Consider the following 26,948-nt stretch of genomic DNA (forward strand, 5'->3'; position numbering starts at 1 on the left):
CGCAAATCGTCAGTATCTGAGCACGGCCGCCACGTCGTGCACGTCGTCGGTGAACCACAGCTCGGCGTCCGTCATGGCGGCCGCCCTGACCACGGCCGAGTCGGCGCGCTCCTCGACGGGGTGCTCCACGCCCCAGCGCCGCAGCTCGGCCGGGTCGGTGGCGAGCTGGGTGCCGCCGTCGCCGGTCCACACGTTCCGGTCGAGCGGGCCGGGCATGAGCACCGCGTGCACCCTGCCCTCGCGCAGGGCGTGCGCGACCTGGGACAGGCCCGCCGGCCCCGAGGACTCGCGGTGGCGGTCGAGCAGCTCGGCGCGGCGGCGGTCGAGCCAGTCGTCCAGCGCGCGCTCGACGTCCTCCTCGAACTGGCCGTGGTCGGAGCGGCTGCCGTGCTCGACCATCATCACCCGGTCGGCGGACTTGGTGCTGAGGTGCTGCAGCAGGTAGGAGCGCGACTTCGGCTCGCCGGCCACGATGATCAGCTCGGCGCCGATCCTGCGGACCTGCTCGTCGATCTCGCGGGCGACGGCGACCGCGTTCTTCTCCCACGTCTCCTCGGCGCCCCGCTCGTACCGCTTCTGCGACCAGCCGCCCTGGGCGGTCTTCTGCAGCGGCCAGTCGGCCGCCTCCACGGTGGTCGTGCGCGCCGCGCCGCCGCCGAAGACCGACAGCTCGGCCCCCGCGTGGTCCACGATGACCCGCAGGTGCGGCACGTTCTCGCCGCGCTGCATCAGCATCGGCGTGACGTGCGGCAGCGGCGACACGGTCGCCAGCTCGTACGGCGGCCGCGCCAGCGGCTCGGCCAGCACCACGGCCCCGTGCGTGGCGAACAGCGCCTGGCCGGGGGCCGGCCGGTTGGCGGCCACCTCCAGGGCGTCGATGGTGGCGGGGTCGGTCCCGTCGAGCTGGTCACGCACGCTGTGCCAGTGCGTCTCCCGCTGCGGCTCGGTGAGCGCGCCCAGATAGACCGAGGCGTACGGGCCGCGCCGCTCGTACAGCGGCCGGATGAAGTCGAGGCGCACCGGTCACCACCTCCGCTCTTCCAGGCCGAGCCCGAGGGCCTTGGCCACGTCGGCGATGTTCACAAAACGGCGGTCGGGAAGGGATTGCACCATGTCGGTCACCTGGTCAGGCGCGTCCACCTCCTGGGCGTGCTGGACCAGATCGTCCTTGGACGCGGGCCAATGGGTGTCGCTGAGCCACTTGGCCAGGTCGCTGCGGATGTCGACGCCCCGCCGGGTGATGCCTTGGGGGGTGCCGGGCTCGTGTCCGGGGGGGTACGACTGCAATGACTCCTCGCCGGGCCCGGGCATGGACTCGGTCTCCTTCCACTCCTCGGCGTGCGTGCTGCCGCCGCCGCGGACCATGCCCTCGGTCTCGTGTTTCTGCTGATCGTCCAGGCGCGGACCGTGCTTGTCGCTCCCACGTTCCATAGTTCCCTCACTCCTCTCGATCGGCCCCTACCCCCGCTTTCGTGGGCAAACATCGTGGGTGTGTAGGGTGCGCACGTGTTCGATCCCGATGCGCGCATAGCCGCCGGACGGCTCGTGCTGCGGCCGTTCGGTCCCCGTGACGCCGACCGTGTGAGGTCCGTGGTCGAGGCCGCAGTCGAGGCCGCGTCCGGCCCCGGGGACCGCTTCCTCCCGCCGGGCGCGCCCGTCCACCCCTCCGGCGTCGGCCAGTGGCTCACGCACGGCGTGCACGAGCTGTACCGCTCGCAGCAGGGCCTGCACCTGGCCATGACCGAGGCCGACGACCGCATCGTGGGCGCCATCAGCCTGTTCAAGACCTCCTGGACGGCGGGCACGACCGAGGTCGGCTACGGCGTACACCCGCTGTACCGGGGCCGCGGCTACGCGACCGAGGCCGTACGCGCCCTGACCGCCTGGGTGTTCGCCACCACCGCCCTGCGCAGGGTCGACCTGACCGCGAACCTGGACAATCCGGCCTCCCTGCGCGTCGCGTTCAAAGCGGGCTTCACCTGGGAAGGCGTGCTGCGCGCCGCCGTGCTGGAGGAGGACGGCCCGCACGACCTGGTCGTCCTCGGACGGCTGCGCGAGGACTCCGGCGAGCCCGCGCCCGCCCTGCCGAAGACCGAGCTGCGCACGCCCCGGCTGCTGCTCAGGCAGCCCAATCTCGCCGACGTCCCCGACCTGACCGCCACCGCCGCCGACCCGCTCACCCAGGCCAGGACCGGCGTCCCCCGCGACTACACCGAGGACCACGCCCGCGGCTTCATCGACATCTGCGAACGTATGCGGATGAGGGGCGCGGGCATCGCGTTCGCCGTGGAGGAGTTCACGACCACCCGTTTCGTGGCCAACGTGGACCTCAGGGACCTCGACTGGCACAACCGTACGGCCGAGGTCGGCTACATGACCGCCCCCTGGGCCCGCGGCCACGGCTACGCGGGCGAGGCCGTGACCGGCATCGCCCGCTGGCTGTTCGAGCGCCACGGCTTCCGCCGGCTGCAACTGCGGGCGGCGGTGTCGAACCCGGGCTCACAGCGCGTGGCGGAGAAGGCCGGCTTCACCCGCGAGGGCGTCGCCCGCGCCGCGCTCGGCGGCGAGGACCTGGTCGTCTACAGCCTCCTCCCGTCCGACCTGGCCTGAGGGCACGGCGGACTGGCCCCGCCGACCCATGGTGAAACCCGGCGTGAACCGTCACCCTGGGGATGAGGACGGTGAGGCTGAATGATCACGGTTGTCGGCTGGGACGGGGTCGAGCTGCCGGCCAGGGCCGCGGACAGGCTGCGTGAGGCGGAGCTCGTCGTCGGCCCCGCCGCCATTCTCGGCCGGCTCAGGGTCGAAGGACGGGCCGCGAACGACGGCGACCTGCTGCAAGCCCTCGACGGCCACCTCGGACAGGGCCGCGGGCCGGCCGTCGTGGTCGCCGAGGGCGATCCCGGCTTCTTCGGAGTCGTCCGCACGTTACGGGCGCACGGCCTCCGGCCGGACGTGCTCCCGGCCACCTCGCTGATCAGCCGCGCCTTCGCCTGCGCCGGGCTCAACTGGGAGGACGCCCTCGTCGTCGCCCCCTCCGGCCCAGGCCAGCTCGCCCGCGTGGTCAACGCCTGCCGCGCCCACCCCAAGGTCGCGCTGCTCGTCGCGCCCGGCGTCGGCCCCGCCGAGATCGCCAGGGAGCTGGCGCCGACCACGCCGCGCGCCCTGATCGTCTGCGAGGACCTCGGCGGCCCCGAGCAGCGCGTCACGCACAGCCGCATGGGCGAGGCCACCACCCGGCCCTGGAAGGACCCCGACGTGGTGCTCGTCATCGACCCGCTGCACCGGCCGGGAGAGCCCGGCTGGCTGGCCGGGGCGCAGCCGGGGCCGCCGGAGTGGGCGCTGCCGTCCGGGAAGGGGCTGCCCGCCGAGGTGCGGGCGTTCGTCCTGGCCAAGCTCGGTCCCCGGCTCGGCGACCTGGTCTGGGACGTCGGCGCAGGCGAGGGTGAGATCGCCGTCGAGTGCGCCAGGCTGGGCGCGGCCGTCGTGGCGGTCGAACGCGACCAGTCCGCCTGCGCCCGCCTGCGTTCCAACGTGCTGGCCCACGGCGTCAAAGTGGCTCTGACCAGGGGACAGGCGCCGGCCGCGCTCGAACCGCTGCCCGACCCCGACGCCGTCTACGTCGGCGGCGGCGGCGCCGACGTGCTCGCGGCCTGCGCCGCCCGCGGGCCCCGCGCGCTGGTGTGCGCGCTCGGCACGGTCGAGCGGGCCGTGGCCGTGCTCGCCCTGCTGCGCGAGCACGGCTACCGCGCCGAGGGCACGCGGATCCAGGCGTCCGGGCTGACGCTCGGCGCCGCCGGGTCGCACCGCCTGACCTCCGCCGACCCCGTCTTCGTGGTGCACGCCAGGCCCGTGCACGCAGCGTGACCTGTCCCCCACGGGCACGTATCGGTTATCCTCGCGTGACTTTGTCTACGCACCGGAGATTCCCTCAATGAAGCCGCCGCTCCTGCTGATCGGGCAGGGCTCGAACGATGACGCCTACGCCGCGGAGTTCGGCAGGTTCGTCCACCGGCTCCGCTGCCGCCTCGACCAGACGGCCGTCGACGTCTCCGGTGGCTACCTGGAACGCGCCACGCCGCGCCTGAGCGACTCCGTGGCGTCCCTGATGGCGCGCGGCCACCACCGTCTCGTCGCGCTGCCGCTCAGTCTCAGCAGGGTGGGCGAGGAGTTCCCGGCCGCGATGGCGCTCGAACAGCAGCGCCACCCCACCCTCATGTACGACTACGGCCGTCCCCTCGGCCCCGACCCGCGCGTGCTGGCGCTGCTGGCCGACCGGCTCGGCGAGGCCGCCGCCGAGATGGCCAGACCGCGCCCCCTGGAGCTGGTCGGCGCCCGGCCCCGGCTGCGCGCCGTGGACACGCCGGCCTTCGACGAAGCCCCCGGGCAGGTCGAGCCGGGTGAGACTGCGGTCGTGCTGGTCGGCGAGGGCTCGACCGACGCCGTCGCCAACGCCGAGGTCCACCGGGTGTCGCGGCTGTTCTGGGAGACGCACGCCTACGACTACATGACCGTCGAGACCGCGTTCGTCTCCGTGACGCCGCCCGGCGTGCCCGGCGGGCTCGAACGTTGCCGGCGGCTGGGCGCCAAGCGCGTGATCGTGGTGCCGTACCTGCTGTTCGCGGGCGGTCTGCTGGAGCGCGTGTGGGCGCAGGCCCTGGCCTACGGCGCGGGCCACCCCGACCTCGACATCCGCTGCGCCGAGGTGATCGGCGACTGCGAGACGCTGGCCGACGTCGTGATCGACCGCTACGAGGAAGCGCTCCAGCTCGTTCACTAAGTGGAGGTGTCCCGTGCTCGCCGAGACCCTGGCAGCCATCCGTCCCGCCGACCCCGAGGCGCTCGCCGAGGCCCGTGCCCACCAGGACCGGCTCACCAAGCCGCGCGGCGCGCTCGGGGCTCTGGAGGAGGTGGCCGTACGCCTTGCGGGCGCCTCCGGCGTCTGCCCGCCGCCCGTGCCCGAGCCGGCCGCCCTGGCCATCTTCGCGGCCGACCACGGCGTGCACGCGCGCGGCGTCAGCCCGTGGCCGCAGGAGGTCACCACGCAGATGGTCGCCAACTTCCTGGCCGGGGGCGCGGTCGCCAACGCCTTCGCCGCCCAGGTGGGCGCCTCCGTGACGGTCGTGGACGTCGGCGTCGCCGCCGACCTGCCCGACGCCCCCGACCTGATCAAGCGCAAGGTCGCGTACGGCACCGCCGACCTGTCCCGCGGCCCCGCCATGAGCGTCGACCAGGCCGTCAGGGCGCTGGAGGCGGGCATCGCGGTGGCCCAGCAGCTGATCGACAAGGGCGCCCGCTGCCTGATCACCGGCGACATGGGCATCGCCAACACCACCGCCTCGGCCGCGCTGATCTCCGTGTTCACCGGCAAGGACCCGGCCGAGGTGACCGGCAGGGGCACCGGGATCGACGACGAGACGTACGCGCACAAGGTGGACATCGTCCGCGAGGCGCTGCGCGTCAACGGCCTGCCGGGCGGCACCGGGCCGAGCGACGCCCTGCGCGCGCTGGCCGCCGTGGGCGGGTTCGAGCACGCGGCCATCGCGGGCTTCGTGCTGTGCGGCGCGGCGAACCGGGTGCCGGTGATCCTCGACGGCGTCATCGCCGGCTCGGCCGCCCTGGCCGCCGCCGCGCTCGACCCCCACGTCAGCGGTCACTGCGTGGCCGGTCACCGCTCGGCCGAGCCCGGCCACGCCGCCGCGCTCGACCACCTCGGGCTGCGCCCTCTGGTGGACCTGGAGCTGCGGCTCGGCGAGGGCACCGGCGGCCTGCTCGCGCATCCGCTGGTGTGCGCGGCCGTACGGGTGATGCACGACGTGGCGACGTTCGACTCGGCGGGGGTCACCGAGAAACCCGTGTGATGATGGGGGACACGTCAGACAGCACGTGAGGTGAGCAGTGTCCCGGTACGGTCCCATGTTCGGCCCCGACATCACGTTCCTCGGCGTCGAGCGCTGCGACCTCGCGGACCCGGCCAGTCATGCCGGCGCCGACGTCGTGATCATCGGCGCCCCCTTCGACGGGGGCACCTCCAACCGGCCGGGCGCCAGGTTCGGGCCGATGGCGCTGCGCCAGACCTGCTACCTGCCGCACAACGGGTCCCGTCCGAGCCTGGCCCTGCGCGTCGACGCCCTGCGCGACCTGAGGGTGTTCGACGCGGGCGACGTCGAGTGCTACTCCGGCGACGTCGAGGGCTCGCTGGCCGCCATCGAGGACGCGGTCCACCGGATCGCCTCCTCCGGGGCCGTGCCCGTGGTGCTCGGCGGCGACCACACCGTCGCGCTGCCGGACGCCCGGGGCACCGCCAGGGCGTACGAGCCGGGCCGCACGTCCATGATCCACTTCGACGCTCACGCCGACACCGGCGACATCGAGTTCGGCCACCTGCACGGACACGGCCAGCCGATGCGGAGGCTCATCGAGTCCGGCGCCATCCGGGGCGACAGGTTCCTGCAGATCGGGCTGCGCGGCTACTGGCCCGAGCCCGAGACGCTCGACTGGATGGCGGCGCAGCGCATGCGCTCGTACGAGATGACCGAGATCGTGACGCGCGGGCTGGAGGAGTGCCTGACGGAGTCGTTCACGATCGCGCTCGACGAGTGCGACCAGGTCTTCCTGTCCGTGGACATCGACGTCTGCGACCCCGGGCACGCCCCCGGCACCGGCACGCCCGAGCCCGGTGGCCTGTCGGCCAGGCAGCTCCTCGACGCCGTGCGCAGGATCTGTTACGAGCTGCCCGTGGCCGGGATGGAGGTGGTGGAGGTCTCGCCGCCGTACGACCACGCCGACATCACCGCGTTCCTCGGGAACCGCGTTATTCTTGAGGCACTCTCGGCCATGGCCAGACGCCGCAAAGACGCTCAGGGCGGGCCACGCTGGGACCCGTCGCAGCCTCTTCTTGACGGCCGTTGAGCCGTGTGCAGCGAACGACGCACGGTGAGCCGGTAGGTTTACCTCCGAACACAACCTTCGCGAACGGGAGATTCCCCCCATGGGTCCCTACCTCCTCGGCCTGCGGCTTTCCGGCCGCCGGGTCCTCGTCGTGGGCGGCGGCCGCGTCGCCCAGCGGCGTGTTCCCGCGCTGCTAGAGGCCGGTGCGGAGGTCACCGTCGTGTCCCCGGGCGTCACGCCTGCCCTCGACGACCTGATCGCGGCGGGCCGGGTCACCTGGCACCCGCGGCCGTACGAGGTCGGCGACTGCGACGGCGCCTGGCTCGTGCAGGCGTGCACCGACGACAGGGCCGTCAACACCGCGGTCGCCGCCGAGGCGGAGGCCAAGCGCGTGTGGTGCGTGCGCGCCGACGACAAAGATGCCTCCGCCGCCTGGACCCCGGCCTCCGGCCGGGTCGACGAGATCAGCGTGGCCGTCACCGCGGGCGGCGACCCGCGCAGGGCCGCGGGCATCCGCGACGCGGTCGTCGACGCGCTGCGCGACGGCACGGTCGACGCCCGGCGCAACCGCACCAAGCCCGTCGGCGTGGCCCTGGTCGGCGGCGGTCCCGGCGACCCCGGCCTGATCACCGTGCGCGGGCGGCAGCTCCTCGCCCAGGCCGACGTGGTCATCGCCGACCGGCTCGCGCCCCGGGCGCTGCTCGACGAGCTCGCCCCCGACGTCGAGCTGATCGACGCCGCCAAGGTGCCCTACGGCAGGTCGCTGTCCCAGGAGAAGATCAACGAGCTGCTGGTCGACCGGGCGAGGCAGGGCAAGTTCGTCGTCCGGCTCAAGGGCGGCGACCCGTTCGTGTTCGGGCGCGGCGGCGAGGAGATGATCGCCTGCGCCCGGGCCGGCATCCCCGTGCTCGTCGTGCCCGGCATCACCAGCGCCGTCGCGGTCCCGGCCGCTGCCGGGGTGCCGGTGACGCATCGCGGGGTCAGCCAGGAGTTCCACGTCATCTCCGTGCACGTCGCGCCCGACGACCCGGCCTCCACCGTCGACTGGCCCGGCCTGGCCCGTTCCCAGGGCACACTGGTGCTGATGATGGCCGTCGAGCGGCTGCCGAAGGTGGCCGAGGCGCTCCTTCGAGACGGACGTGCGCCGGAGACTCCCGTAATGGTGGTACAGGACGGTACCCTTCCGACCCAGCGGGCGGTAATCGCACCGCTTTCCACCGTGGCCGACCGCGTGTCCGCGGCTGGGATACGGCCTCCGGCGATCGTCATCGTCGGCGACGTCGTGCGGGTCGGCCAGGAGGTCGAGATGGTTCGAGCGGAGCGATTGCCGTGAACACCGCCATGGATGACGGGCGGCACGAGTCGTTGGGGGAGCAGACGTTGAGCTTCCGTCCGGTGACGGACGACGACCTGCCCGACCCCGGAAACCCGGCCCCTTCGTCCCCCGAGGCCCCCCAACCTCCTGCGGCCCCGCCGCCTCCCCCCACCGAAGGGCCGTCGTCCTCTTCGGGTTTGCCGTCGCGGTCTTCCGCTGAGCGGTCCTCCTCCGGGTTGCCGTCGCGGTCCTCTGCCGAACGGCTGCCGTCCGCTGCGGACGAGCCGTCGTCCTCCGCTGGCCGGCCCTCGCTCTTCCAGCGGCCGCCGCGTGCCGACGAGCCCGCCGCCCCGCCTCACCCGTCCGGGCCGCCGGCCTCGGCGTCGCAGGAGCCGGCCGCGCCGCAGCGGCCCTTCACGCGGCAGGTGCCCTCGGCGCCGCAACGGCCGTCCGCCGAGACGGAGACCGGCCAGCCCACCGGCCCCAGCCTCTTCACTCCGGCGCGTCCCGCCGAACGGCCCAGCCTGTTCACCCCGGCCCGCCCTGCCGAGCCGCGCGAGGGCAACGACCCGCGCCCGAGGCCGCCCGCCTTCTGGGAACGCGCCGCCCAAGAACCCGCCGCCCCCTCCCACCAGCCCGCCTCCCCCGAGCCGACCCCGGACGCGGAGCCTGACCCGGTGGCCGCGAGCCCGAACGCCGACGCGGATGACACCGGAGCCACCCCTTCCGACATCGAGCCCGAGCACGTCCCGGCCGACGCGGCTTCTGGCGACGACGACGCACCCCCGAACGACGCTCCGCTCGACCCACACCCCGAAGAGTTCTCACCACGGGATACGCACGACGAGACGGACACCACAGGCGACGACCGCCCGCCCACCACGGACGACCCCCTTCCCCACGTCGCCCCCGTCCCCGACGCGGCCGTCCCCTCCGAGGTGAGCGCTGCTTCTGACAGCGACCCCGACCTCGACACCGCTCCCGACGCTGACGTGGACACCGGCGCCCTCGCCGAGGCGACCGACCTCGAAGGCGAGGACGCCGACGCCGGTCCCGCCACTCAGGCCGACGCGGGATCCGACCCCGCTCCCGAAGCCGAAGCGGCGCCTTCTACGGAAGGCGAGGACGTCCCCGTCGAGGCGATCGCCCTTGACGACAACGACGGCGACCTCGACGACACCCCCGCCGACGACGAACCCAGCGACACCGCCACCACCGAAGCCACTGCCGCCACCGATGTCCCCGCCGACGCCGACTACCCCACCGACCCGGGAGACCTGGCGGAAGAGGAGTTCGACGTCGAGGCCGACACCGACAGCGACACCGACGAGGCGGCCGACGCGGACGCCGTGCCGGAGCCGGAAGATCCGCAGGGCGCGGAAGCAGGGCAGCGGGTCGAGGAGTTGCCCGCCGAGGTCGTCGAGGCCATGACGGCGGCACTGCGCGCGTTGCGCGAAAGCGTGTCCGACCTGCGCTTCAGCCTCGACCTGCCAGGAGCCGAGGAGGCCAGGCAGGCACGGGCCGACCTGCTCGCCCAGCTGGAGAACTACGTCCTGCCCAGGGTGCGCACCAACACCGCCCCCGCGCTGATCGTGATCGCGGGCTCCACCGGCGCGGGCAAGTCCACCCTGGTCAACTCCATGGCCGAGCGGAACATCTCCCGCACCGGAGTGCGCCGCCCGACCACCGGCACCCCGATCCTCGCCTGCCACCCCGACGACAGGAGCTGGTTCGCCGAGGGCGAGCTGCTCGCCGGCCTCGAACGGCTGGAGCGGCCGTCGCCCGACAGCGGCACGGACGGCCTGGTCGTCGTGTCCACCGAGAAGCTCCCGCAGGGCGTAGCGCTGCTCGACACCCCCGACATCGACTCGGTCGTCGAGGAGCACCACGAGATCGCGCACCGCATGCTCGACGCCGCCGACCTGTGGATCTTCGTGACCACCGCCGCCCGCTACGCCGACGCCCCCGCCTGGAACCTCCTGCGCCTGGCCAAGGAGCGCGGCGCCCGCCTGGCCATCGTGCTGTCGCGGGTGCAGCCGCGCTCGGCCGACGTCGTGCTCAAGCACTTCGTCCGCATGTTGACCGAATACGGCCTGGGCGACATCGACAGGTTCGTGATCCACGAGGCGACGGTGACCGACGGCAGGCTGCCCGACAGCGAGGTCACCGACCTGCGCCTCTGGCTGGCCGAGCTCTCCGTCGACGAGGCGCGCCGCGCGCAGGCCGTGCAGGAGACCCTGAACGGGGTGCTCAACAGCTTCCGCACCCGCGTGCCCGCGCTGGCCAGGCACCTGGAGGGTCAGGCGGTGTTCCGGGCCGAGCTGCGCAGCGACGTGGAGGCCGCCTACCTGGGCGCGCTGGCCGAGATCGACAAGGCGTCCAAGAACGGCTCGCTGCTGCACGGCGAGGTGCTGGCCCGCTGGCAGGACTTCGCGGGTTCCGGCGACCTCATGCGCTCGCTGCAGTTCGGCAGGGGCGGCAAGGCGGGCAGACAGACGCCCGAGCGGGTGCTGGCGTTCAAGGCGGCGATCCGGGCCGGGCTGGAGTCGATGATCGTCGCCGCGGCCAACCGCGCCGCCGAGGAGGTGGTCGCTCGCTGGCGGCACCGCTCGGAGCTGGGCGCCAAGCTCGTCGAAGGGCTGGACCGCCCGTCGGACAACCTTCTGCGGCACGCCGGGCGCGCCATCGCGTCCTGGCAGGATCACCTGAACGAGCTCGTACGGACCGAGGGCGTGACCAAGCGCTCGGTGTCCAAGCTCGTCTCGTTCGATCCCGACGCGCTCTCCCTGATCTTCACGGTCGCCATGTTCAGCGGCGGCGACGGGTCGGGCGTCCCGCACCGGCTCGTGAACGCGCTGCTCGGAGCGGAGTCGCTACGCGGCATCGGCTCCAAGGCGCTCAGTGACCTGCGAGCCAGGATAGGCATGCTGTTCGACGAGGAATCCATGCGTTACGTACACGCTCTCGACTCCGCGGGCATCCCGGACGAGTCGGTCGCGACCCGCCTCTTCCAGGCGACCTACAACCTTGAGGTCGCCCGATGACGACGACCACGCCCCCGAGGGCGGGGCTCGCGCCGAGGTTGGCCGCGCTCAACAAGGTGGTGGAGCTCGGCCCCGGACGGCTCGACCAGAAGCTGCTCACCGAGGCCGGAGCGCTGCTGATGCACGCGGGCGACCGGCTCAAGCTGTCGTCCGAGCACACCGTGGTCGCTCTCGCGGGCGGCACGGGCAGCGGAAAGTCGTCCCTGTTCAACGCCATTTCGGGGCTTGAGCTGTCGCCCACGGGCGTACGCCGCCCGACGACCGCCCGTACCCACGCCTGTGTGTGGGGGCTGGAAGGCTCGGCGCCGCTGCTCGACTGGCTGCGGATCCAGCAGCGCCACCGCTTCTCCCGTACCAGCGCGCTCGACAAGGGCGACAGCCAGCTCCACGGGCTGATCCTGCTCGACCTGCCCGACCACGACTCGATCCGGGCGCTCAGCGACAACGAGGCCGACCGGCTCATCGGGCTGGCCGACCTGGTGGTGTGGGTGCTCGACCCGCAGAAGTACGCCGACGCCTCCACGCATCGCCGCTACGTCACCGAGCTGGCCGGGCACGACGCGGTGACCGTGTTCGCGCTCAACCAGGCCGACAAGCTCTCCGCCGCGGAGCTGGCCGAGCTGGTCATCGACCTCAACGACCTGCTGCGCAGGGAAGGCGTGGAGCATCCCAGCGTCGTCCCCACCTCGGCCGTCACCGGGCGCGGGGTCGAGAGCCTCAAGAGCGTGATCGCGACCGCCGTCGGCCGCCGCCGCGCCGCCATCCAGAAGTTGGAGGCCGACCTCCAGCGCATGGAACAGCGGCTCGGCGAGGCCATGCCGCTCGGCGACGCGCTGCTCGTGCCGTCGTCGGTCGACGAGGCGCGCAGGATGGGGCTCACCGACGCGCTCTGCGACGCGATCGGCGTCCCCGCCGTCGGGGAGGCCATGGAGAACGTCTACGCCGAGCGGTCCAGCCAGTGGGTCGGCTGGCCGTATCCGCGGTGGTTCGCCAAGTTCCGTCCGGATCCGTTGAAGAGCCTGCGTCTCCAGGACGTCGGCGACGAGATCCGCGGCATCACGACCGGCTCGGTGAGCGCGCAGTCCGCCGAGGTGGCCAACGCCGTGCAGGCGCTCACCGACGGGCTGTCGTCCGGGATGGACCCGGTGTGGCGGACCGCAGTGCAACAGGCGGCGCGCTCGCACGCGTCCCAGCTGCCGAAGGCGCTGACCGAGGAGCTCACGGAGGTGGCGCCGCGCCTCGACCGGGTGCCCGGCTGGTGGCGGCTGCTCAAGGTGTGGCAGTACCTGCTGGTGGTGGCGTTCGTGGCCGGCGTGGTCTGGCTGGTGGCCGGGCTGACCGTGCCCAGGCAGCTGCCCGCGACCCTGCAACTGGTCGGCGACGGCGCCGCGCTGCCGTGGGTGGCGCTCATGATCGCCTCTGTGCTCGGGCTGGGCGCCCTGTCCGGCATCGCCTCGCGCAACTTCGTCGAGCTGGGGGCCTCACGCGAGCGGGAACGGCTGGAGCGGGAGATGCGCCGCCGGGTGGCGGCGGTGTCGGCGACGATGGTGGTGGAGCCGGTCGAACGCGAACTCGGCCGTCACCACGCCTTCTACACGGCCCTTCGCGACCTCTCCAGCTGATCCCCGTCTTTCGTACGGCCGTCATCCACAGGCTCGTTCCCTTCCCGTCCCCTCATCCACAGAACGGCGTTCGCCTCCACCCCACCCGGCCCCCTTCAGGCACCGTATTCCCAGGTCGCGGGCAGCAGGCCCGCATCATGGGAGGCACGGATGAACGACATCTACATCACGCTCACCGGAAACGTCGCAGCAGAGCCACGGCAGTACAGCTTCGACGACGGCACCAGGGTCACATCGCTGAAGGTGTTCACCTCGCACCGCTACTTCGACAGGAAGACGGGGCAGTGGACCGACGGTGAGCGCGTCTGCTTCACCGTCCGCTGCTGGCGGGCGCTGGGCGACAACGTCGCCGACTGCGTACGGGCGGGGCAACCCGTCGTCGTGTCCGGCAAGCTGCGCATCCGCGAGTTCGGCGCGGAGGGCGACCGCCGCTTCATGCCGGAGATCGAGGCCAGCGCGGTCGGGCACGACCTGCGCTGGGGCACCGGCGCCTTCACCAAGCCGGAGCGCGGGGGCGGCCTCGGCTCCATGACCAAGGAGATGCGCGAACGCCTCGACGAGGAGACCCAGGACTGGGCCATGGGCACCAGGCCCGTCCGCCCGCCGTCCCGCCCCACCGCCGACCCGTCGGTCTCCCTGACCGCCGACACTGCCGGAACCGTCCCCGCCCAGCCTCACGACGAGGACGCCAGGCCGGAAGACGACCATGCGCCGATGGCCATCGCGGCCACCGACCCCGACGCCACCACCCTGAAGCCGGCCACACCCCCTGTGCCCGTCCCTGAGACCCCCGCCGACCCCGCCTCGGAAGACGCTCCCGCCTCGGGAGACCACGTCGACGCCGACACGGGCACCCGAGAGCACCGGGTGCGCGGCTCGGCAACGAAGACCGGCACAGTCCGCACCCTGGGCCCGACCGCCCGGCCCCGGACGAAGACACAGATCCCGGAAAAGGCCGCCGCCTGACACCAGCACCACCCCACGGCCAGGCATCCACACAGCCGGGCATCCACACAGCCAGGCGTCACACGGCCAGGGATCTGCATGGCTAGGGCTCTACAGGGTTAGAGCTTCTGCACGGCTAGGCATCTGTACGGCTAGGCGCTGACGTCGGTGGATGCTCGTGCCGTGAGGGTGGCCGCTGTCGGTGGAGGCGCGTGTGTGCCGGTGCCTTGCTCAGGCCACCAGCAAGACACGCGCCTCCCCGCACCGCGAGCGACCGCTCGCCGACAGGAGTACGCGCACACGGCGCCGCTCACAAAGGCGGCGACCTCCAGCCTGCGGGGAGGCCCAACCTGAGAAGGCGCTCGTCCACCGGCGCGGCTGTCCGCCGCCTTGGGTTTGTCCTTCATGGCGCCCACGCATCTGCGTCGGGTCGGCCCTGGCCCATGTCGGGTCGGCCCTGGCCTAGGTTGGGTCGTCCCTCGCCTAGGTCGGGTGGTCCCTCGCCTTCGTGGGTCGCATACTCACCCCGTTGGGTTGCCTGCTCACCTGCATGGGGCGGTTGGCTCACCAAGTTGCGGTGGGCGGTCGTTCGCCGCAGCTTCGGAGCGTCTACTCGCCTGTGTTGGGGTGCCTGGTCACCTGCGTGGGTGGGTGGATGGGGCGGCCCGCCAAGTGCGGTGCGTGGTCGTCCGCTGCACTTTCGGAGTGGCCCCTGGGAGGCTGCTTGGTCACCTTCGCTTGCGCACACCCGACTCGGGAGCGCGCACGTACGGACGCGCGGTGCTCCTGCCCGCCGCCGGTGTCTGCGGCCGGGCGCGTGCAGACGTCGGCAGAGGGGACGTCGTGAGGAACCGGCGTGTGTCTCATGGGGGTGAGACGGTGCGCCGGCTGACGCGAGGCCCGGCCGGCGGGCGAGATGAGACATCCGGTTGTTGGTGTGATGCGCACCTTGGCGGTGTGAATCCCGATTCGCGGTCGATCACCGGCCGGCGGACGGGGTGGGAAGCGATCGGGGCGGAGGGCAGCAGCCGATTGTCGGCGCCCCCGCGCAGAGGACGGCCTAAGGGGAGGGGGAGGGGCATCGGCCGATGGCCCCGATGCCACCCCGAAGGGGGGCCGATGGGGTGTTTGTCCGCGTCAGATACCTAGAGCATGGGTCATGTCCAGGTCACGCCCCGCACCATGGTTGCTCCTTTCCGGCAGCCCGCTCGCGGAGTGAGCGGGCGTGGTCGTTTCAACGTAGCGGTTCCCATCGCATAACGCACACTCCGCAATTATTGTGTTACACATCGTTAGTCAGGGAGGAGACGAGATGGCGGCGACCAGTCACGCCACGATCAAGTCTCGCGACGGTGTGTCAAGACTGGCCGGTCGCTGGCCATTGCTCGGGCAACGGCGCCCGCTTGTGGCGTATCTGTGCGCCATTGTCGCCCTCGATGCCGTCGCGATTACCTTGTTCACGAGATCTACCGATTTCCAGTGGCCGGATTTGCTGACCTTTGCCGCGCTCATGGCATGCGGCGCGGTCTGCATCGAGGCCAGCAGGCGTCTGGGCATGCCCGCCGGAGTCTCGCGCGACCTGTTGTCGGCCTGGTGGCTGCCGGTCGCACTGCTCCTGCCGCCGGTCTACGCCCTCTTCGCGCCGATCGTGCTGCAGATCCTGCTCCAGGTGCGCGTCCGCGCCACAGTTCTCTACCGTCGGGTGTTCAGCTCGGCGGCCATCGGTCTGGCCGGGTGTACGGCGTCGGTGGCCTTCCACTGGGTCGTCCCGGATCCCTGGGTGCTGACGCAGGGGAGCGGGCCGCCGATCGCCTACGCGGTGACGGCCGCCGTGCTCTTCTCCTTGCTCAACATCGGTCTCATCGCGGTCGCGGCGCATACGTCCGACCCCGAGGGGTCGTGGCAGGAGGTGCTGTGGAACAGGGAGAGCGTGCTGCTGGACATCGTCGAGCTGTGCCTCGGGGTCACGGTCTCGATCGGGTGCGGGCTCAACCTCGTTCTGCTGGTTCTCGCGTTGCCGCCGGTCGTCCTGCTGCAACGCAGCCTGTTGCACGCGCAGTTGCAGGCCGCCGCGCGTACCGACTCGAAGACGGGGCTGCTCAACGCGGCCGCCTGGCAGCGGGAGGCCGACACCGAGATCCTGCGGGCGCGTCGCAGCGGCGAGACGCTGGCCCTGCTGATCATCGACATCGACCACTTCAAGCGCGTGAACGACGCGCACGGCCACCTGGTCGGCGACGAGGTCCTCGCCGGGGTGGCGGCCATGTTGCGCAGGGAGCTGCGGGACTCCGACGTGGTGGGGCGGTTCGGAGGTGAGGAGTTCGTCGTCCTGCTGCCGGGCGCGGATGTCGACGAGGCTCGGCAGGTCGCCGAACGTCTTCGTACGCACATCGGGCACATGGCGACCCCGGTGGACGACGCGTTGATCCGGATCACGATCTCGGTCGGGGTCGCGCTGATGACCGTGCACGGTGACGATCTGATCGATCTGCTGGCCGCCGCTGACCTGGCGCTCTATCGAGCCAAGGAGCTGGGACGGGACCGTGTCTGCATCCCCGTCGTCCAGCCGCCGCAACCGCCGTCGCCCGAGGAGCAAGCCGTGTGATCTCGCTTCGTGCGACGAGGCGCGCGGGGCCGGGCGCGTGCGTCGGTCTCCCGACCGTGGGGCTGTCGGTCGGCTGCGGATCTGCAGGGCGGCGGTCGGCCGCCTCCGCCGAGGGCTCTCGGAGGAGCTGGGGGCAGGCGTCTGAGGGAGGTGCGGGTCAGGGGCCTACCCCTGCCGGTGCCGGTCCGGGGAAGCCGGCCGGGATGTCAGGACGTGGTGACGCTGTCGCAGGTGACGAGGCGGACGGCGGGCGCCGAGACGATCTGGATGTGCGGTACACCCGGGACCTCGACGTTGAGGTACCCGCCTTCGATGGCGAACCGTACTCCTTCCACCTTCGACAGGCGGCGGCCCTCGGAGTCCGTCAGCGTGTAGCCGTCGAGGAGTTCGACGGTGCCGTTTCTCCAGGTGGGGTTCACGCCTGCACCTCCGGGAAGTCCAGCTCGGGCTGGGCGAGATGGTTGAAGTAGTTGGACAAGGTGTTGAGGGCGACGTGGCCCACGATCTCGGCGAGCTCCGCGTCCGAGACGCCGGCGGCCCGTGCGGCGTCCAGGTCGTCGTCGCTCACCGCGCCGCCCGTGTGCATGATCGCCCGGGTGATCGCCAGGACGGCTGCCGCGTGCGGCTCGTCGTCGGCGCCCTGGCGGGTCTTGATCAGCTCCTCGTCGGACATGCCCATGCGGTGACCGCGCATGGTGTGGGCGCTCACGCAGTAGGTGCAGTGGTTCTCCTGGGCGACGAGCAGGGCGATCTGCTCCCTCAGCCTGGGCGTGAGGACGCCCGAGCTGAGGTGCTCCCGCATCGCGAGGTAGCCGGCCAGGGCGGCGGGGCCGTTGGCGAGGGCGGCGTACAGGTTGGGGACCTTGCCGAGTTGGCGGCGGGTCTGTTCGAGCAGACCGTCGTGGTCTTCGGTCAGTTGCGGAAGGCGGGGCATGATGTCTCCAAAACGGTACTGATCGGTTCCGTCTCGGCGAGACGATACCGAATGGTTCCGTTTTAGGAAAGTTCGGGATAGCTTGGAGGCATGCCCACCCGCGCCCGCGAACGACTGCTCGACGCCGCCGAGGACCTCTTCTACGCGGAGGGGATCAGAGCCGTCGGGGTCGAGCGGATCCTGAGTGTGTCGGGCGTGGGGCGTGCCTCCTTCTACCGGCACTTTCCGAGCAAGGACGACCTGGTCGTCGCGGTGCTGCGGCGGCGGGACGAGCGGTGGCGGGCGTGGCTGGCCGAACGGGTGGAGGCTCTGGGCGGACATGCGCTGAACGTCTTCGACGCCCTGGCCGAGCGGTTCGCGAGAGCGGATTTCCGTGGTTGCGCCTTCATCAACACCATGATCGAGACGGCGGATCCGGACAGCGCGGCCCACCGGGTGGCGGCCGAGCACAAGGAGCGCGTGCGGGCCTACGTGGCGGAGTTGATCGAGTGGGACGGGCGGCCCGACGCCGTCGAGCTGGCGCACCTGTTCGTGCTGCTGGTGGACGGGGCCATCGTCACGGCGGTACGCGAACGTTCGATCCGCCCGGCGCTGCGAGCGCGGGCCGCGGCCGCCGCGCTTCTCGCCGCCGGGGAGGGCGCGACGACGGACGGTGCGGGGGCGGTCAGGGAGGACGCGGTCCGCTGACGTCGAATCGTCGGGTGCTCGGAGCGCGCAGGTGCGGACCACCGGTTCGTCACCGGGTCGGCTTCGCCGGCCGGTGGCGGTGTTGATCGGGCATCGTCATTGGTGCTGACGGGCTGATCGGTGTCCTGCCGAGGGGGGCGTTCGGCTGCGGCGGCAGGGGGTTCTGCCCGGCCGGAAGACCCCGTGAGGACTGTGGCGTCGAGGGGCTGGGGGGTGGCGAGGGGAGGGAAGGGCGGAGGGGAATGGGGCTGGGCGGCGGAAGCCTGGGCGTGCAGCCCCTAAGCTAGGGAGCATGCCGGAGTACATCTACACGCTGCAGCGCGTGCGCAAGGCGCACGGCGACAAGGTTGTCCTTGACGACGTCACGCTGTCGTTCCTGCCCGGAGCCAAGATCGGTGTCCTGGGGCCGAACGGCACCGGTAAGTCGACGCTGCTCCGGATGATGGCCGGCCTGGAGCAGCCGTCCAATGGCGACGCCAAGCTGATGCCGGGCTTCACGGTCGGCATGCTCCAGCAGGAGCCGCCGCTCAACGAGGAAAAGACCGTTCTGGGCAATGTGCAGGAGGGTGTCGCCGAGACGATGGCGATGCTCGAGCGCTACAACCAGATCGCCGAGCAGATGGCCACCGACTACAGCGACGAACTGCTGGCGGAGATGGGCAAGCTCCAGGACCAGCTGGAGCACCGCAACGCGTGGGACCTCGACAGCCAGCTGGAGCAGGCGATGGACGCCCTGCGCTGCCCGCCGCCCGACGCCGAGGTGAGCAAGCTGTCCGGTGGTGAGCGCCGCCGCGTGGCGCTGTGCAAGCTGCTGCTTGAGGCCCCCGACCTGCTGCTGCTCGACGAGCCCACCAACCACCTCGACGCCGAGAGCGTGCAGTGGCTGGAGTCGCACCTGGAGAAGTACCCCGGCACGGTGCTGGCCGTCACCCACGACCGGTACTTCCTGGACAACGTGGCCACCTGGATCCTGGAGCTCGACCGCGGTCGCTGCTACCCCTACGAGGGCAACTACTCCACCTACCTCGACATGAAGGCCCAGCGTCTCAGGGTCGAGGGCCAGAAGGACGCCAAGCGCAAGAAGCGCCTGGAGGACGAGCTGGAGTGGGTGCGCTCCAACCCCAAGGCCCGCCAGACCAAGAGCAAGGCCCGTCTCCAGCGGTACGAGGAGATGGCGGCCGAGGCCGACAAGTTCCGCAAGCTGGACTTCGAGGAGATCCAGATCCCGCCGGGCCCGCGTCTGGGCACCACGGTGATCAGGTCCGACGAGCTCACCAAGGGCTTCGGCGACCGCCTGCTGATGGAGAGCCTGACGTTCGACCTGCCGCGTAACGGCATCGTCGGCGTCATCGGCCCCAACGGCGTCGGCAAGACCACGCTGTTCCGCATGATCACGGGTGGGGAGACGCCGGACACGGGGTCGATCACGGTCGGCGAGACCGTGAAGATCTCCTACGCCGACCAGAGCCGGGGCGGCATCGACCCGAACAAGAACGTCTGGGAGGTCGTCTCCGACGGGCTCGACCACATCAAGGTCGGCAACGTCGAGATGCCGTCGCGGGCCTACATCGCGGCGTTCGGGTTCAAGGGGCCCGACCAGCAGAAGAAGGCCGGCGTGCTGTCGGGCGGCGAGCGTAACCGGCTCAACCTGGCGCTCACCCTCAAGCAGGGCGGCAACGTGCTGCTGCTGGACGAGCCGACCAACGACCTCGACACCGAGACGCTGTCGTCGCTGGAGAACGCGCTGCTCGACTTCCCGGGCTGCGCCGTGATCACCTCGCACGACCGGTGGTTCCTCGACCGCATCGCCACCCACATCCTCGCGTGGGAGGAAGGCTCGAACTGGTTCTGGTTCGAGGGCAACTTCGCCGACTACGAGAAGAACAAGATCGAGCGTCTCGGTGCCGACGCGGCTCGTCCGCACCGGGTGACGTACCGGAAGCTGCACCGGGACTGACGTCCCGAGCCGACGAGCGGCGGGCCCCTTTCCAGGGGCTCGCCGCTTTTCGCGTGTTGTGAGGGGCCGGAGCGCCATGTGGGAGGGTCCAGATGGGCCTTGTACGACGGGGGATCAGCCTTCGGCTTCGGTGAGGGCGATCGGTACGGGGGCCGGGGTGGTGCGTCGCCAGGGGCCGTTGAACAGCAGGATCGCGGGGATGAACAGCACCAGGCAGCCCAGCGCCACGAACAGCCAGGTCTGCCAGCTCGTGGCCGCCACGACGTGCGGGATGACCAGCAGCCCGACCACCGCGATCGCCTTGCTCAGGAAGCCGAACAGCCCCCAGGCCGTGCCCTGCAGGCGCGGGTCGGCGTCCTCGGCGTCCTCGGAGTAGTTGGCCATCCAGGGGGCGTACGCGACGCCGAGCGAGCCGCCGAGCAGGGCGCCGGCCACCATGAGCGTGCCGGTGGAGACGCCTTCCTGGCCGAGTGCTACGGCGAGGTAGGCGGTGACCAGGACCGCGGCGATCGTGCCGGCGAGCGAGAACGGCTTGCGCAGTTGCAGACGGTCCGACAGGCGTCCGGTGACGATCAGCGTGATGAGGTTGAGGCTCCAGAACGCGGCCATGATCGTGGACGCCTGCGCGCTGCTGATGCCGAGCGAGCCCACCAGCATCGTCTGGCCGAACAGCGACAGCGTGATGTAGAGCACCAGCCAGAGCGAGATGCCGACGACGTGGGCCCAGATGTTGCGGCGCGCGAACAGCGACCGGATGGTGGGCGGGCGCCGCAGGTCGACGACCTCCTCGGCGGCCCGTTCCGTGTGCTGGATCCTGGCGCGCAGCTCGGGGGACAGGTCGGCGATGTTGAACGCGATGACCGCCGAGATCACCAGCGAGAAGCAGCCCATGATGACGAACTGCGACCGCCACGACTCGTCGAAGATCGGCAGCGTCCAGCCGGCGACGGCGGCGGCCAGGAAGTTCGCGCCCACCGGGCCCCACGTCCAGAATCCGAACGCCTGCGCCCGCCCGAGCCGGGGCGAGAAGTCGCGGATCAGCGGCGCGGTGGAGGCCATGGCCACGCCGTCCACGAAGGCCAGCAGGATGCGGGCGATCAGCAGGTCGCGCGGGCTGTGCACGAGCGTCATGGCGAAGCAGCACACGGCGGTGAGGGCCATGAGCGGGATGAGCAGGCGCACCCGGCCGACCCGGTCGGTGAGCCTGCCGCCCAGGATGGAGGCGATCGCCCCGGCCACCGCCGCGGCCCCCGAGACCGCGCCGTACGTGGCCAGGGACATGTTCAGGTCTTTGAGCAGGAGGGGTACGACGGGCGCGATCTGCCCTTCGTAGGAGCCGATGAGGATGGCCAGCACGGCCATGGTGAGGATCTTCATCCGGCGGGCGCCGGTCGGGTACTCGTCGAGCTCGCGGACGTAGGACAGCCTCATGACAAGCCTTTCTGTCGAGCCTAGGCCCCCCGTCATGAGTTCTAGAAGCTAGCTCTAGAATCCATTTCTGAGATGCTGCTCCTCGCATCGGCGGACGTCAAGAGTGCGTACCCGGTATGAGGTGATTAGAATCAAATTCTAGGATTCGCTCGTAGTGAGGAGCCGTGCGTGGACCTGGAACTTGACGGCCTCGACGTGACCTTCGACCACACGGCCGTGGCCGCTCCCCGGATCAGGGACCTGCTGCCGATCTATCGCGACCTGCTCGGGGGCCGCCACCTGGGGGGCGGGGGTGACAACCGGGTCAACGGGTACCGCACGCTGCAGCTCACGTACCAGAACGGGAGCAAGATCGAGCTCATGGAGCCGCTGGCCGGGTCCACGTTCTTCGACAGCTTCTTCGGGCTGACGCGGGGGCGGGGTGGCGTCCACCATCTGAACTTCCACGTCGGCGACATGGACGCGGCCGTCGCCCGGCTCACCGAGCGCGGCTACCGGCTGCACGGGCTCAACCTGGCCGACGTCCGCTGGCAGGAGGTGTTCCTGCACCCCAAGGAGGCGCACGGGGTGCTGATCCAGCTCGCCTGCCCGGGGTTCCGTGAGCCGGACGAGACCCGTCCGACGCTGGAGGAGGTGCTGGCCGGACGCGGCCGCAACGGCGACGGCATCCCCAGCCCCTGACCGGCCCCCGCCCCTGAGGCCCCGGGTCCCCAAGATCCACCCCTGAGGTTCCCGCGTCACTGAAATCCTGAGCCTTCCCTCGGAACTGAACCTAGATCTAGAGTGGGATTCTAGAACCAGATTGGGGAGGCCGATGAAACCGGCACCGAAGCCCACGCCCGAGACCCAACCGTTCTGGGACGGCACGGCCGCGGGAGAGCTCAGGATCCAGCGCTGCCAGACGTGCGCGCGGCACTACTTCTACCCCCGGCCGAGCTGCCCCCACTGCGGCGGCGACGACGTGGAGTGGGTGCGCGCGACGGGCCGCGCCACCCTGTACTCGTACGTCATCAACCACAGGCCCGCGCCCGGTTTCGAGGCCGACGGACCGTATGCCATCGCCGTCGTGGAGCTGGAGGAGGGCGTGCGGATGATGACGAACATCGTGGGCGTGCCCAGCACCCCCGAGAACCTGCCGCTGGACATGGAGCTGCGGGTGGTGTTCGAGCGGCGCGGCGACGTGCACGTGCCGCTCTTCGAGCCCGCCGGAGGCGCCCGATGAACATCGTGATCGCCGGGGCGGCCGAGACCGACGAGGTCGGCCGCCTGCCGGACCGCTCCACCTTCCAGCTCCACCTGGAGGCCGCGCGCAACGCCCTCGCCGACGCGGGCATGACGAAACATGACATCGACGGCATCGCCACGGTCGGCACGCCCGGCCCGATCCAGATCGCCCACGCCCTCGGCATCACGCCCTCCTGGCTCGACGGCACGGGGGTGGGCGGGTCGTCGTTCCTGTTCCACGTACGGCACGCCGCCGCCGCCATCCGGGCCGGGCTGTGCCGTACCGTGCTGATCACCCACGGCGAGTCGGGAAGGTCGCGCGTCGGCGCGGGCCGGTGGGGGCTGGGCGCGGACTCGCTTTTGGGGCAGTTCGAGCTGCCGTACGGGGTGGCCGGGCCGCCGACGTCGTTCACCGTCACGGCGCTGCGCCACATGAAGGAGACCGGCCTCACCCACGAGCAACTGGCCGAGGTGGCGGTCGCGCAGCGCCGCTGGTCCTCCCGCAACCCGCGGGCGATGTACCGCGACCTCATCACGGTCGAGGACGTGCTCGAATCGAAGATGGTCGCCTACCCCTTCCACCTGCTGGAATGCTGCCTGGTGACGGACGGCGGCGGCGCGCTGGTCGTCACCTCCGAGGAGCTGTCGCGCCGCTCGCCGGTGTACCTGCTGGGCTCCGGCGAGGCCATGGACGCGCCGATGGTCTCGCAGATGGAGGACTTCACCACCTCCAAGGGCTTCCGCCTGTCCGGCGAGGCCGCCTTCGCCGAGGCCAAGATCTCGCACGACGACGTCGACCACCTGATGGTGTACGACGCCTTCGCCCACGTGCCCGTCTACGGGCTGGAGGACCTGGGCTTCGTCGGCCGGGGCGAGGCGGGGGCGTTCGTCGCCGAGGGGCACACCTCGCCCGGCGGCCGGCTGCCGATGAACACCAACGGCGGCGGACTGTCCTACACCCACACCGGCATGTACGGCATGTTCGCCATCCAGGAGTCGGTGCGGCAGCTCCGGGGGGAGGCGGCGGCGCAGGTGCCGGACGTGGAGGTGAGCGTGGTGCTGGGCAACGGCGGCATGTTCGCCTCGGCCGCGACCCTCGTCCTGGCGTCCCGGCTGCCCTAGGTTCGCCGGTCGGCCCTCCGGGCAGGCGAGCCCGGACGGCCGATGGAACGGCATGGAACGGGATGGAACGCCTCTCCATCGGAAGCGGAAGACCATGAGAAGAGGAGACGGCGATGCCGAAGTTCATGGACGTGCACAGTGGTTTCGTCGGTGTCACCGAGGAGCAGTTGCGCGAGGCCCACGAGCGGGACCTGGCGGTCGAGGACGCCGAGGGCGTGCACTTCGAGCGCGCCTGGCTCGACCCCGACTCGGGCAAGGTGTTCTGCCTGTCCTCGGGGCCGTCGAAGGACGCGGTGATGCGGGTGCACGAGAAGGCCGGCCATCCCACGACGGAAATCTACGAGCTGCCGATCGAGGTCGAGTAGCCACAGGGGTGACCGCCGGACCGGTGACGACGACCGCGCTGCTGCGGACGCGGACGTCCGTCACCGCGGCGCCCCGGACCTTGTGAATCCGGGACCGGGGCGCCATGGACCCAGAGAATCCGGGCAGGCGGGGCGCGTCGGGTGCCGGGACGGGGGCGGGGGCCGTACTAGATTCGTCGGGTGGGAACGGGAGCCGCGCGCGGGGTGGGGCGGTTCGTCAACGGCGAGTCGGTCTACGGGACCATCCTGACGGCCGGCGTCGTGTCCGGGCTCTCGCACTTCATCAGCGACGCCGACGAACTGCTGGTGACCGCGATCGGCACGGTCATCGTGTTCTGGATCGCGCACGCGTTCGCGGAGATCGTCGGCGACCGGTCGCCGGACGTGCGCCAGGCGGTGAGAGGCGCGGTGATGCGGTCCACCGGCATGTTGTGGGGGCTGGTGCCGCTCACGGTGATCCTGTGCGTGGCGATGACCGGGGCGATGTCCGTGGACGCGTCGGTGTACCTGGAGATCGTCGTGTCGGTCGTCCTGCTCACCGTGCTGGGCTTCTTCGCGGCGGCGCCGAAGACCGACCGGCTCTGGGTCCGGTTGCTCTGCGGTGCCGGTGCGGGGGCTCTGGGGGCCGTGATGATCCTGCTGAAGAGCCTCGGGCACTGAGCGGGGCCGCGCGTGGCGGTCCCGCCCGGGGCGGCCGAGGTCAGGGGGCCGGTGGGCGCCAGGTGATGAGGGCGTCCAGGGCCTCGACGCGGGAGCCGGTGACCAGGAGCGGGTTGATCTCCAGGGACTCCAGGGCGTCGCCCAGGCTCTCGGCGAAGACGGCGATCCGGGTCACCACGTCGGCCACCGCGTCCAGGTCGGCCGGCTCGGTGCCCCTGGCGCCGTCCAGCAGGGCCGCGCCGCGCAGCTCGGACAGGGCCCGGCGGACCTCGACTGCGTCCACCGGCAGCACGCGCAGGGCCGCGTCGCGCAGCACCTCCACCCAGACGCCGCCGAGCCCGACCGCGAGGGTGAGCCCCCAGGCCGGGTCGCGCACCACGCCCACCAGCAGCTCGACCCCGCCGCCGCGCTGCGGCTGGATGAGGGCGCCCGCGTCCGGGGCGTGCGCCCGCGCCGCGGCCACCACCTCCCGGTAGGCCTGCCGCACCTCCTCGGGCCCGGACAGCCCGAGCCGTACGCCGCCGATGTCGCTCTTGTGCCCAAGCCCTTCGGCGGCGGCCTTGAGCACGACCGGGTAGCCGAAACGTTCGGCCGCCGCGACCGCCGCCGCCTCGTCCGCCGCGGTCTCGGACGGCACCACGGGCAGCCCGGCGGCGGCGAGCAGGGCGGCGGCCCGGTGCTCGGCCCACACGCCGCTCGCGCCCTCCGGCGCGCCGGTGACCGCCGTGCGCCCGGCCGGGGCGCTGGTGAGCGCCCTGCGGTGCGCCTCCGACCAGCGCACCGCCGCGCCGATCGCGGTCAGCCCGTGCTCGATCCCGCCCATGACGTACGGGAACCCGGTCTCCTTCTGCACCCGCCGCCCGAACTCCGTGACGTCGGTCAGCACGTTGCTCACCACCACGACGGGCACCGGCGACTCGGCGATGCGCCGCGAGCTGGCCTCGTACATCGCGAGCACGGGGGCCGGGTCCGGCGGGGCGGTCCTGGGCGGTTCGGACAGCAGCATGACCAGGTCGATGCCGGGATCGGCGGTCACCGTCTGCAGGGCGCGGCCGAGCAGGGTGCGGTCGACGAGCACGTAACCGGTGACGTCGAGCGGGTTCTGCACGGTGCCGAACGACGGCACGATCCCGGCCAGGCGCTCGACCGTCGCCGGGGCGAACGGCGGCAGCTCCAGGCCCTCGTCCTCGGCCCGGTCGGCGATGATCTCGGACGCGCCGCCGGACGGCGTCACGACGCCCATCCGGCGGCCGGGCAGCGGCCCGGTGGCGGCCAGCAGCCCGGCGGTGATGATGAGGTCCTCCAGCGAGCGCACCCTGATCACGCCGAGCTGGCGCATCGCGGCGTCGATGACGTCGTCGTCGCCCACGAGCGCGCCCGTGTGGGCCTGCGCCGTGTGCGAGGCCAGCCCGCTGCGGCCGATCTTGAGCGCGACGATCGGCTTGCCCGCGACGAGCGCCCGGCGCGCGACCCGGGAGAACTCGGCCGGGTTCCTGATCGTCTCCAGGAACAGGGCGACGACCTTGGTCGCCGGGTCGTCCACGAGGTGGTCGACGACGTCGGTGACTGTGACGACCGACTCGTTGCCCATCGAGGTCAGCAGGCTGATGCCGACGTTGCGGGCCTGGGCGAAGCCGAGCACCGAGCTGGCCAGCGCGCCGCTCTGCAACACCACGCCGACCGACCCGCGCAGCAGCGGCTCGGGGATGGGCAGCCCGTACGGGGTCACGCCGGCGGCGGCGTTGATGTAGCCGTTGCCGTTCGGCCCGAGGATCGTCAGGCCGTGCTCGCGGGCGAACCCGGCGATCTCGGCCTCCAGGCGAGCGCCCTCCGCGCCCGCCTCCCCGAACCCCGCCGTGAGGATCACGTAACAGCCGATGCCCAGCTTGGCGCCCTCCTTCAGCACGCCGAGCACGGCCGCGGTCGGCACCATGACGTAGACCAGGTCGACCGGGGAGGGGATCTCGGTCAGGCTGCGGAAGGCCGGCGATCCGTGCACCACCCCGCCCCTGGGATTGACCAGGTGGACGGGCCCGGAGAAGCCGTGGGTACGCAGGTTCAGCAGCGTGCTGACCGACCAGCCCGACTTGTCCGTGGCCCCCACCAGGGCGATCGAGCGCGGGTTGAACAGTGCCTCGACCGACAT

At 71.7% G+C, this 26,948-nt stretch carries 23 protein-coding genes; 17 read left to right on the plus strand and 6 right to left on the minus strand.

The annotated features are described in order from the left end of the window. Positions 1 to 9 precede the first annotated feature (9 nt). Together ABZ815_RS33410 and ABZ815_RS33415 are read right to left on the minus strand one after the other, a co-directional pair. The gene (locus ABZ815_RS33410; RefSeq protein ID WP_357705064.1) at positions 10 to 1,020 is read right to left on the minus strand and encodes a Vms1/Ankzf1 family peptidyl-tRNA hydrolase; all 1,011 of its coding nucleotides are present in this window, start codon (positions 1,018 to 1,020) and stop codon (positions 10 to 12) included. 3 nt (positions 1,021 to 1,023) lie between these two features. Continuing rightward, positions 1,024 to 1,431: a DUF2795 domain-containing protein gene (locus tag ABZ815_RS33415; RefSeq protein WP_357705065.1), complete on the minus strand. Its 408-nt coding sequence runs from the start codon at positions 1,429 to 1,431 to the stop codon at positions 1,024 to 1,026. Between the two features lie 75 nt (positions 1,432 to 1,506). On the opposite strand from ABZ815_RS33415, the gene ABZ815_RS33420 reads away from it, so the two are divergent. The 10 genes from ABZ815_RS33420 (at position 1,507) to ABZ815_RS33465 (ending at position 16,422) form a co-directional block, all read left to right on the plus strand. Then, positions 1,507 to 2,610 carry a GNAT family N-acetyltransferase gene (locus tag ABZ815_RS33420; RefSeq protein WP_357705068.1) on the plus strand — a complete coding sequence of 368 codons (1,104 nt, stop codon included), beginning with the start codon at positions 1,507 to 1,509 and terminating at the stop codon, positions 2,608 to 2,610. 81 nt (positions 2,611 to 2,691) lie between these two features. Next, a complete protein-coding gene (locus tag ABZ815_RS33425; RefSeq protein ID WP_357705071.1) occupies positions 2,692 to 3,867 on the plus strand; it encodes an SAM-dependent methyltransferase in 1,176 nt (391 codons plus the stop codon). A 67-nt stretch (positions 3,868 to 3,934) separates the two neighbouring features. Next, on the plus strand, positions 3,935 to 4,780 hold the full coding sequence (locus ABZ815_RS33430; protein WP_357705073.1) for a sirohydrochlorin chelatase: 846 nt from the start codon (positions 3,935 to 3,937) through the stop codon (positions 4,778 to 4,780). A 13-nt stretch (positions 4,781 to 4,793) separates the two neighbouring features. Then, entirely contained in the window at positions 4,794 to 5,861 is a 1,068-nt protein-coding gene (cobT, locus tag ABZ815_RS33435; RefSeq protein ID WP_357705076.1) for a nicotinate-nucleotide--dimethylbenzimidazole phosphoribosyltransferase, read from the plus strand. A 37-nt stretch (positions 5,862 to 5,898) separates the two neighbouring features. After that, entirely contained in the window at positions 5,899 to 6,912 is a 1,014-nt protein-coding gene (gene speB / locus ABZ815_RS33440; protein WP_357705078.1) for an agmatinase, read from the plus strand. Positions 6,913 to 6,991: 79 nt separating this feature from the next. Next, the gene (gene cobA / locus ABZ815_RS33445) at positions 6,992 to 8,224 is read left to right on the plus strand and encodes a uroporphyrinogen-III C-methyltransferase (protein ID WP_357705080.1); all 1,233 of its coding nucleotides are present in this window, start codon (positions 6,992 to 6,994) and stop codon (positions 8,222 to 8,224) included. A 218-nt stretch (positions 8,225 to 8,442) separates the two neighbouring features. Beyond that, positions 8,443 to 11,250, plus strand: coding sequence for a dynamin family protein (locus ABZ815_RS33450; RefSeq protein WP_357705082.1), 2,808 nt, complete (start codon positions 8,443 to 8,445; stop codon positions 11,248 to 11,250). Continuing rightward, complete coding sequence (locus ABZ815_RS33455) at positions 11,247 to 12,872, plus strand: YfjP family GTPase (protein ID WP_357705085.1); 1,626 nt, start codon at positions 11,247 to 11,249, stop codon at positions 12,870 to 12,872. Before ABZ815_RS33450 ends, ABZ815_RS33455 begins: the two co-directional genes overlap by 4 nt. Before the next feature lie 150 nt (positions 12,873 to 13,022). After that, complete coding sequence (locus ABZ815_RS33460) at positions 13,023 to 13,838, plus strand: single-stranded DNA-binding protein (protein WP_357705087.1); 816 nt, start codon at positions 13,023 to 13,025, stop codon at positions 13,836 to 13,838. A 1,291-nt stretch (positions 13,839 to 15,129) separates the two neighbouring features. Continuing rightward, on the plus strand, positions 15,130 to 16,422 hold the full coding sequence (locus ABZ815_RS33465) for a GGDEF domain-containing protein (RefSeq protein ID WP_357705089.1): 1,293 nt from the start codon (positions 15,130 to 15,132) through the stop codon (positions 16,420 to 16,422). A gap of 206 nt (positions 16,423 to 16,628) precedes the next feature. Here the strand turns inward: ABZ815_RS33465 and ABZ815_RS33470 are convergent, their stop codons facing one another. After that, complete coding sequence (locus ABZ815_RS33470) at positions 16,629 to 16,841, minus strand: hypothetical protein (protein WP_357705091.1); 213 nt, start codon at positions 16,839 to 16,841, stop codon at positions 16,629 to 16,631. Then, positions 16,838 to 17,356 (minus strand): carboxymuconolactone decarboxylase family protein, encoded by a 519-nt coding sequence (locus ABZ815_RS33475; RefSeq protein WP_357705094.1) that lies wholly within the window; start codon positions 17,354 to 17,356, stop codon positions 16,838 to 16,840. The genes ABZ815_RS33470 and ABZ815_RS33475 overlap by 4 nt, the downstream gene beginning before the upstream one ends. A 90-nt stretch (positions 17,357 to 17,446) precedes the next feature. Between ABZ815_RS33475 and ABZ815_RS33480 the strand changes: the two genes are divergently transcribed. Together ABZ815_RS33480 and ettA are read left to right on the plus strand one after the other, a co-directional pair. Continuing rightward, entirely contained in the window at positions 17,447 to 18,043 is a 597-nt protein-coding gene (locus tag ABZ815_RS33480; protein ID WP_357705096.1) for a TetR family transcriptional regulator, read from the plus strand. 292 nt (positions 18,044 to 18,335) lie between these two features. Continuing rightward, positions 18,336 to 20,000: an energy-dependent translational throttle protein EttA gene (ettA, locus tag ABZ815_RS33485; protein WP_357705098.1), complete on the plus strand. Its 1,665-nt coding sequence runs from the start codon at positions 18,336 to 18,338 to the stop codon at positions 19,998 to 20,000. Between the two features lie 114 nt (positions 20,001 to 20,114). On the opposite strand, the gene ABZ815_RS33490 is transcribed toward ettA, so the two are convergent. After that, positions 20,115 to 21,431 carry an MFS transporter gene (locus tag ABZ815_RS33490; RefSeq protein ID WP_357705100.1) on the minus strand — a complete coding sequence of 439 codons (1,317 nt, stop codon included), beginning with the start codon at positions 21,429 to 21,431 and terminating at the stop codon, positions 20,115 to 20,117. Between the two features lie 168 nt (positions 21,432 to 21,599). Between ABZ815_RS33490 and ABZ815_RS33495 the strand changes: the two genes are divergently transcribed. The 5 genes from ABZ815_RS33495 (at position 21,600) to ABZ815_RS33515 (ending at position 24,802) form a co-directional block, all read left to right on the plus strand. Beyond that, positions 21,600 to 22,112, plus strand: a complete 513-nt coding sequence (locus ABZ815_RS33495; protein WP_357705103.1) for a VOC family protein — start codon at positions 21,600 to 21,602, stop codon at positions 22,110 to 22,112. 133 nt (positions 22,113 to 22,245) lie between these two features. Beyond that, positions 22,246 to 22,653 carry a Zn-ribbon domain-containing OB-fold protein gene (locus ABZ815_RS33500; protein ID WP_357705105.1) on the plus strand — a complete coding sequence of 136 codons (408 nt, stop codon included), beginning with the start codon at positions 22,246 to 22,248 and terminating at the stop codon, positions 22,651 to 22,653. Further along, positions 22,650 to 23,777: a thiolase gene (locus tag ABZ815_RS33505; protein WP_357705108.1), complete on the plus strand. Its 1,128-nt coding sequence runs from the start codon at positions 22,650 to 22,652 to the stop codon at positions 23,775 to 23,777. The genes ABZ815_RS33500 and ABZ815_RS33505 overlap by 4 nt, the downstream gene beginning before the upstream one ends. 113 nt (positions 23,778 to 23,890) lie before the next feature. After that, a complete protein-coding gene (locus ABZ815_RS33510) occupies positions 23,891 to 24,142 on the plus strand; it encodes an SCO4226 family nickel-binding protein (protein WP_357705111.1) in 252 nt (83 codons plus the stop codon). A gap of 180 nt (positions 24,143 to 24,322) precedes the next feature. Beyond that, positions 24,323 to 24,802, plus strand: coding sequence for a hypothetical protein (locus tag ABZ815_RS33515; RefSeq protein ID WP_357705113.1), 480 nt, complete (start codon positions 24,323 to 24,325; stop codon positions 24,800 to 24,802). A gap of 40 nt (positions 24,803 to 24,842) precedes the next feature. Here the strand turns inward: ABZ815_RS33515 and ABZ815_RS33520 are convergent, their stop codons facing one another. Then, positions 24,843 to 26,948, minus strand: coding sequence for an acetate--CoA ligase family protein (locus ABZ815_RS33520; protein ID WP_357705116.1), 2,106 nt, complete (start codon positions 26,946 to 26,948; stop codon positions 24,843 to 24,845).

Source organism: Nonomuraea sp. NPDC047529 (assembly GCF_040642995.1).
GTDB lineage: Bacteria > Actinomycetota > Actinomycetes > Streptosporangiales > Streptosporangiaceae > Nonomuraea.

Excerpts from the sequence above, each read along its gene's own strand:
- ABZ815_RS33415 (WP_357705065.1), bottom strand. The coding sequence starts at position 1,431 with ATGGAACGTGGGAGCGACAAGCACGGTCCGCGCCTGGACGATCAGCAG.
- ABZ815_RS33425 (WP_357705071.1), top strand. The coding sequence starts at position 2,692 with ATGATCACGGTTGTCGGCTGGGACGGGGTCGAGCTGCCGGCCAGGGCC.
- ABZ815_RS33430 (WP_357705073.1), top strand. The coding sequence starts at position 3,935 with ATGAAGCCGCCGCTCCTGCTGATCGGGCAGGGCTCGAACGATGACGCC.
- cobA (WP_357705080.1), top strand. The coding sequence starts at position 6,992 with ATGGGTCCCTACCTCCTCGGCCTGCGGCTTTCCGGCCGCCGGGTCCTC.
- ABZ815_RS33455 (WP_357705085.1), top strand. The coding sequence starts at position 11,247 with ATGACGACGACCACGCCCCCGAGGGCGGGGCTCGCGCCGAGGTTGGCC.
- ABZ815_RS33460 (WP_357705087.1), top strand. The coding sequence starts at position 13,023 with ATGAACGACATCTACATCACGCTCACCGGAAACGTCGCAGCAGAGCCA.
- ABZ815_RS33465 (WP_357705089.1), top strand. The coding sequence starts at position 15,130 with ATGGCGGCGACCAGTCACGCCACGATCAAGTCTCGCGACGGTGTGTCA.
- ABZ815_RS33475 (WP_357705094.1), bottom strand. The coding sequence starts at position 17,356 with ATGCCCCGCCTTCCGCAACTGACCGAAGACCACGACGGTCTGCTCGAA.
- ABZ815_RS33480 (WP_357705096.1), top strand. The coding sequence starts at position 17,447 with ATGCCCACCCGCGCCCGCGAACGACTGCTCGACGCCGCCGAGGACCTC.
- ettA (WP_357705098.1), top strand. The coding sequence starts at position 18,336 with ATGCCGGAGTACATCTACACGCTGCAGCGCGTGCGCAAGGCGCACGGC.
- ABZ815_RS33490 (WP_357705100.1), bottom strand. The coding sequence starts at position 21,431 with ATGAGGCTGTCCTACGTCCGCGAGCTCGACGAGTACCCGACCGGCGCC.
- ABZ815_RS33500 (WP_357705105.1), top strand. The coding sequence starts at position 22,246 with ATGAAACCGGCACCGAAGCCCACGCCCGAGACCCAACCGTTCTGGGAC.
- ABZ815_RS33505 (WP_357705108.1), top strand. The coding sequence starts at position 22,650 with ATGAACATCGTGATCGCCGGGGCGGCCGAGACCGACGAGGTCGGCCGC.
- ABZ815_RS33510 (WP_357705111.1), top strand. The coding sequence starts at position 23,891 with ATGCCGAAGTTCATGGACGTGCACAGTGGTTTCGTCGGTGTCACCGAG.
- ABZ815_RS33520 (WP_357705116.1), bottom strand. The coding sequence starts at position 26,948 with ATGTCGGTCGAGGCACTGTTCAACCCGCGCTCGATCGCCCTGGTGGGG.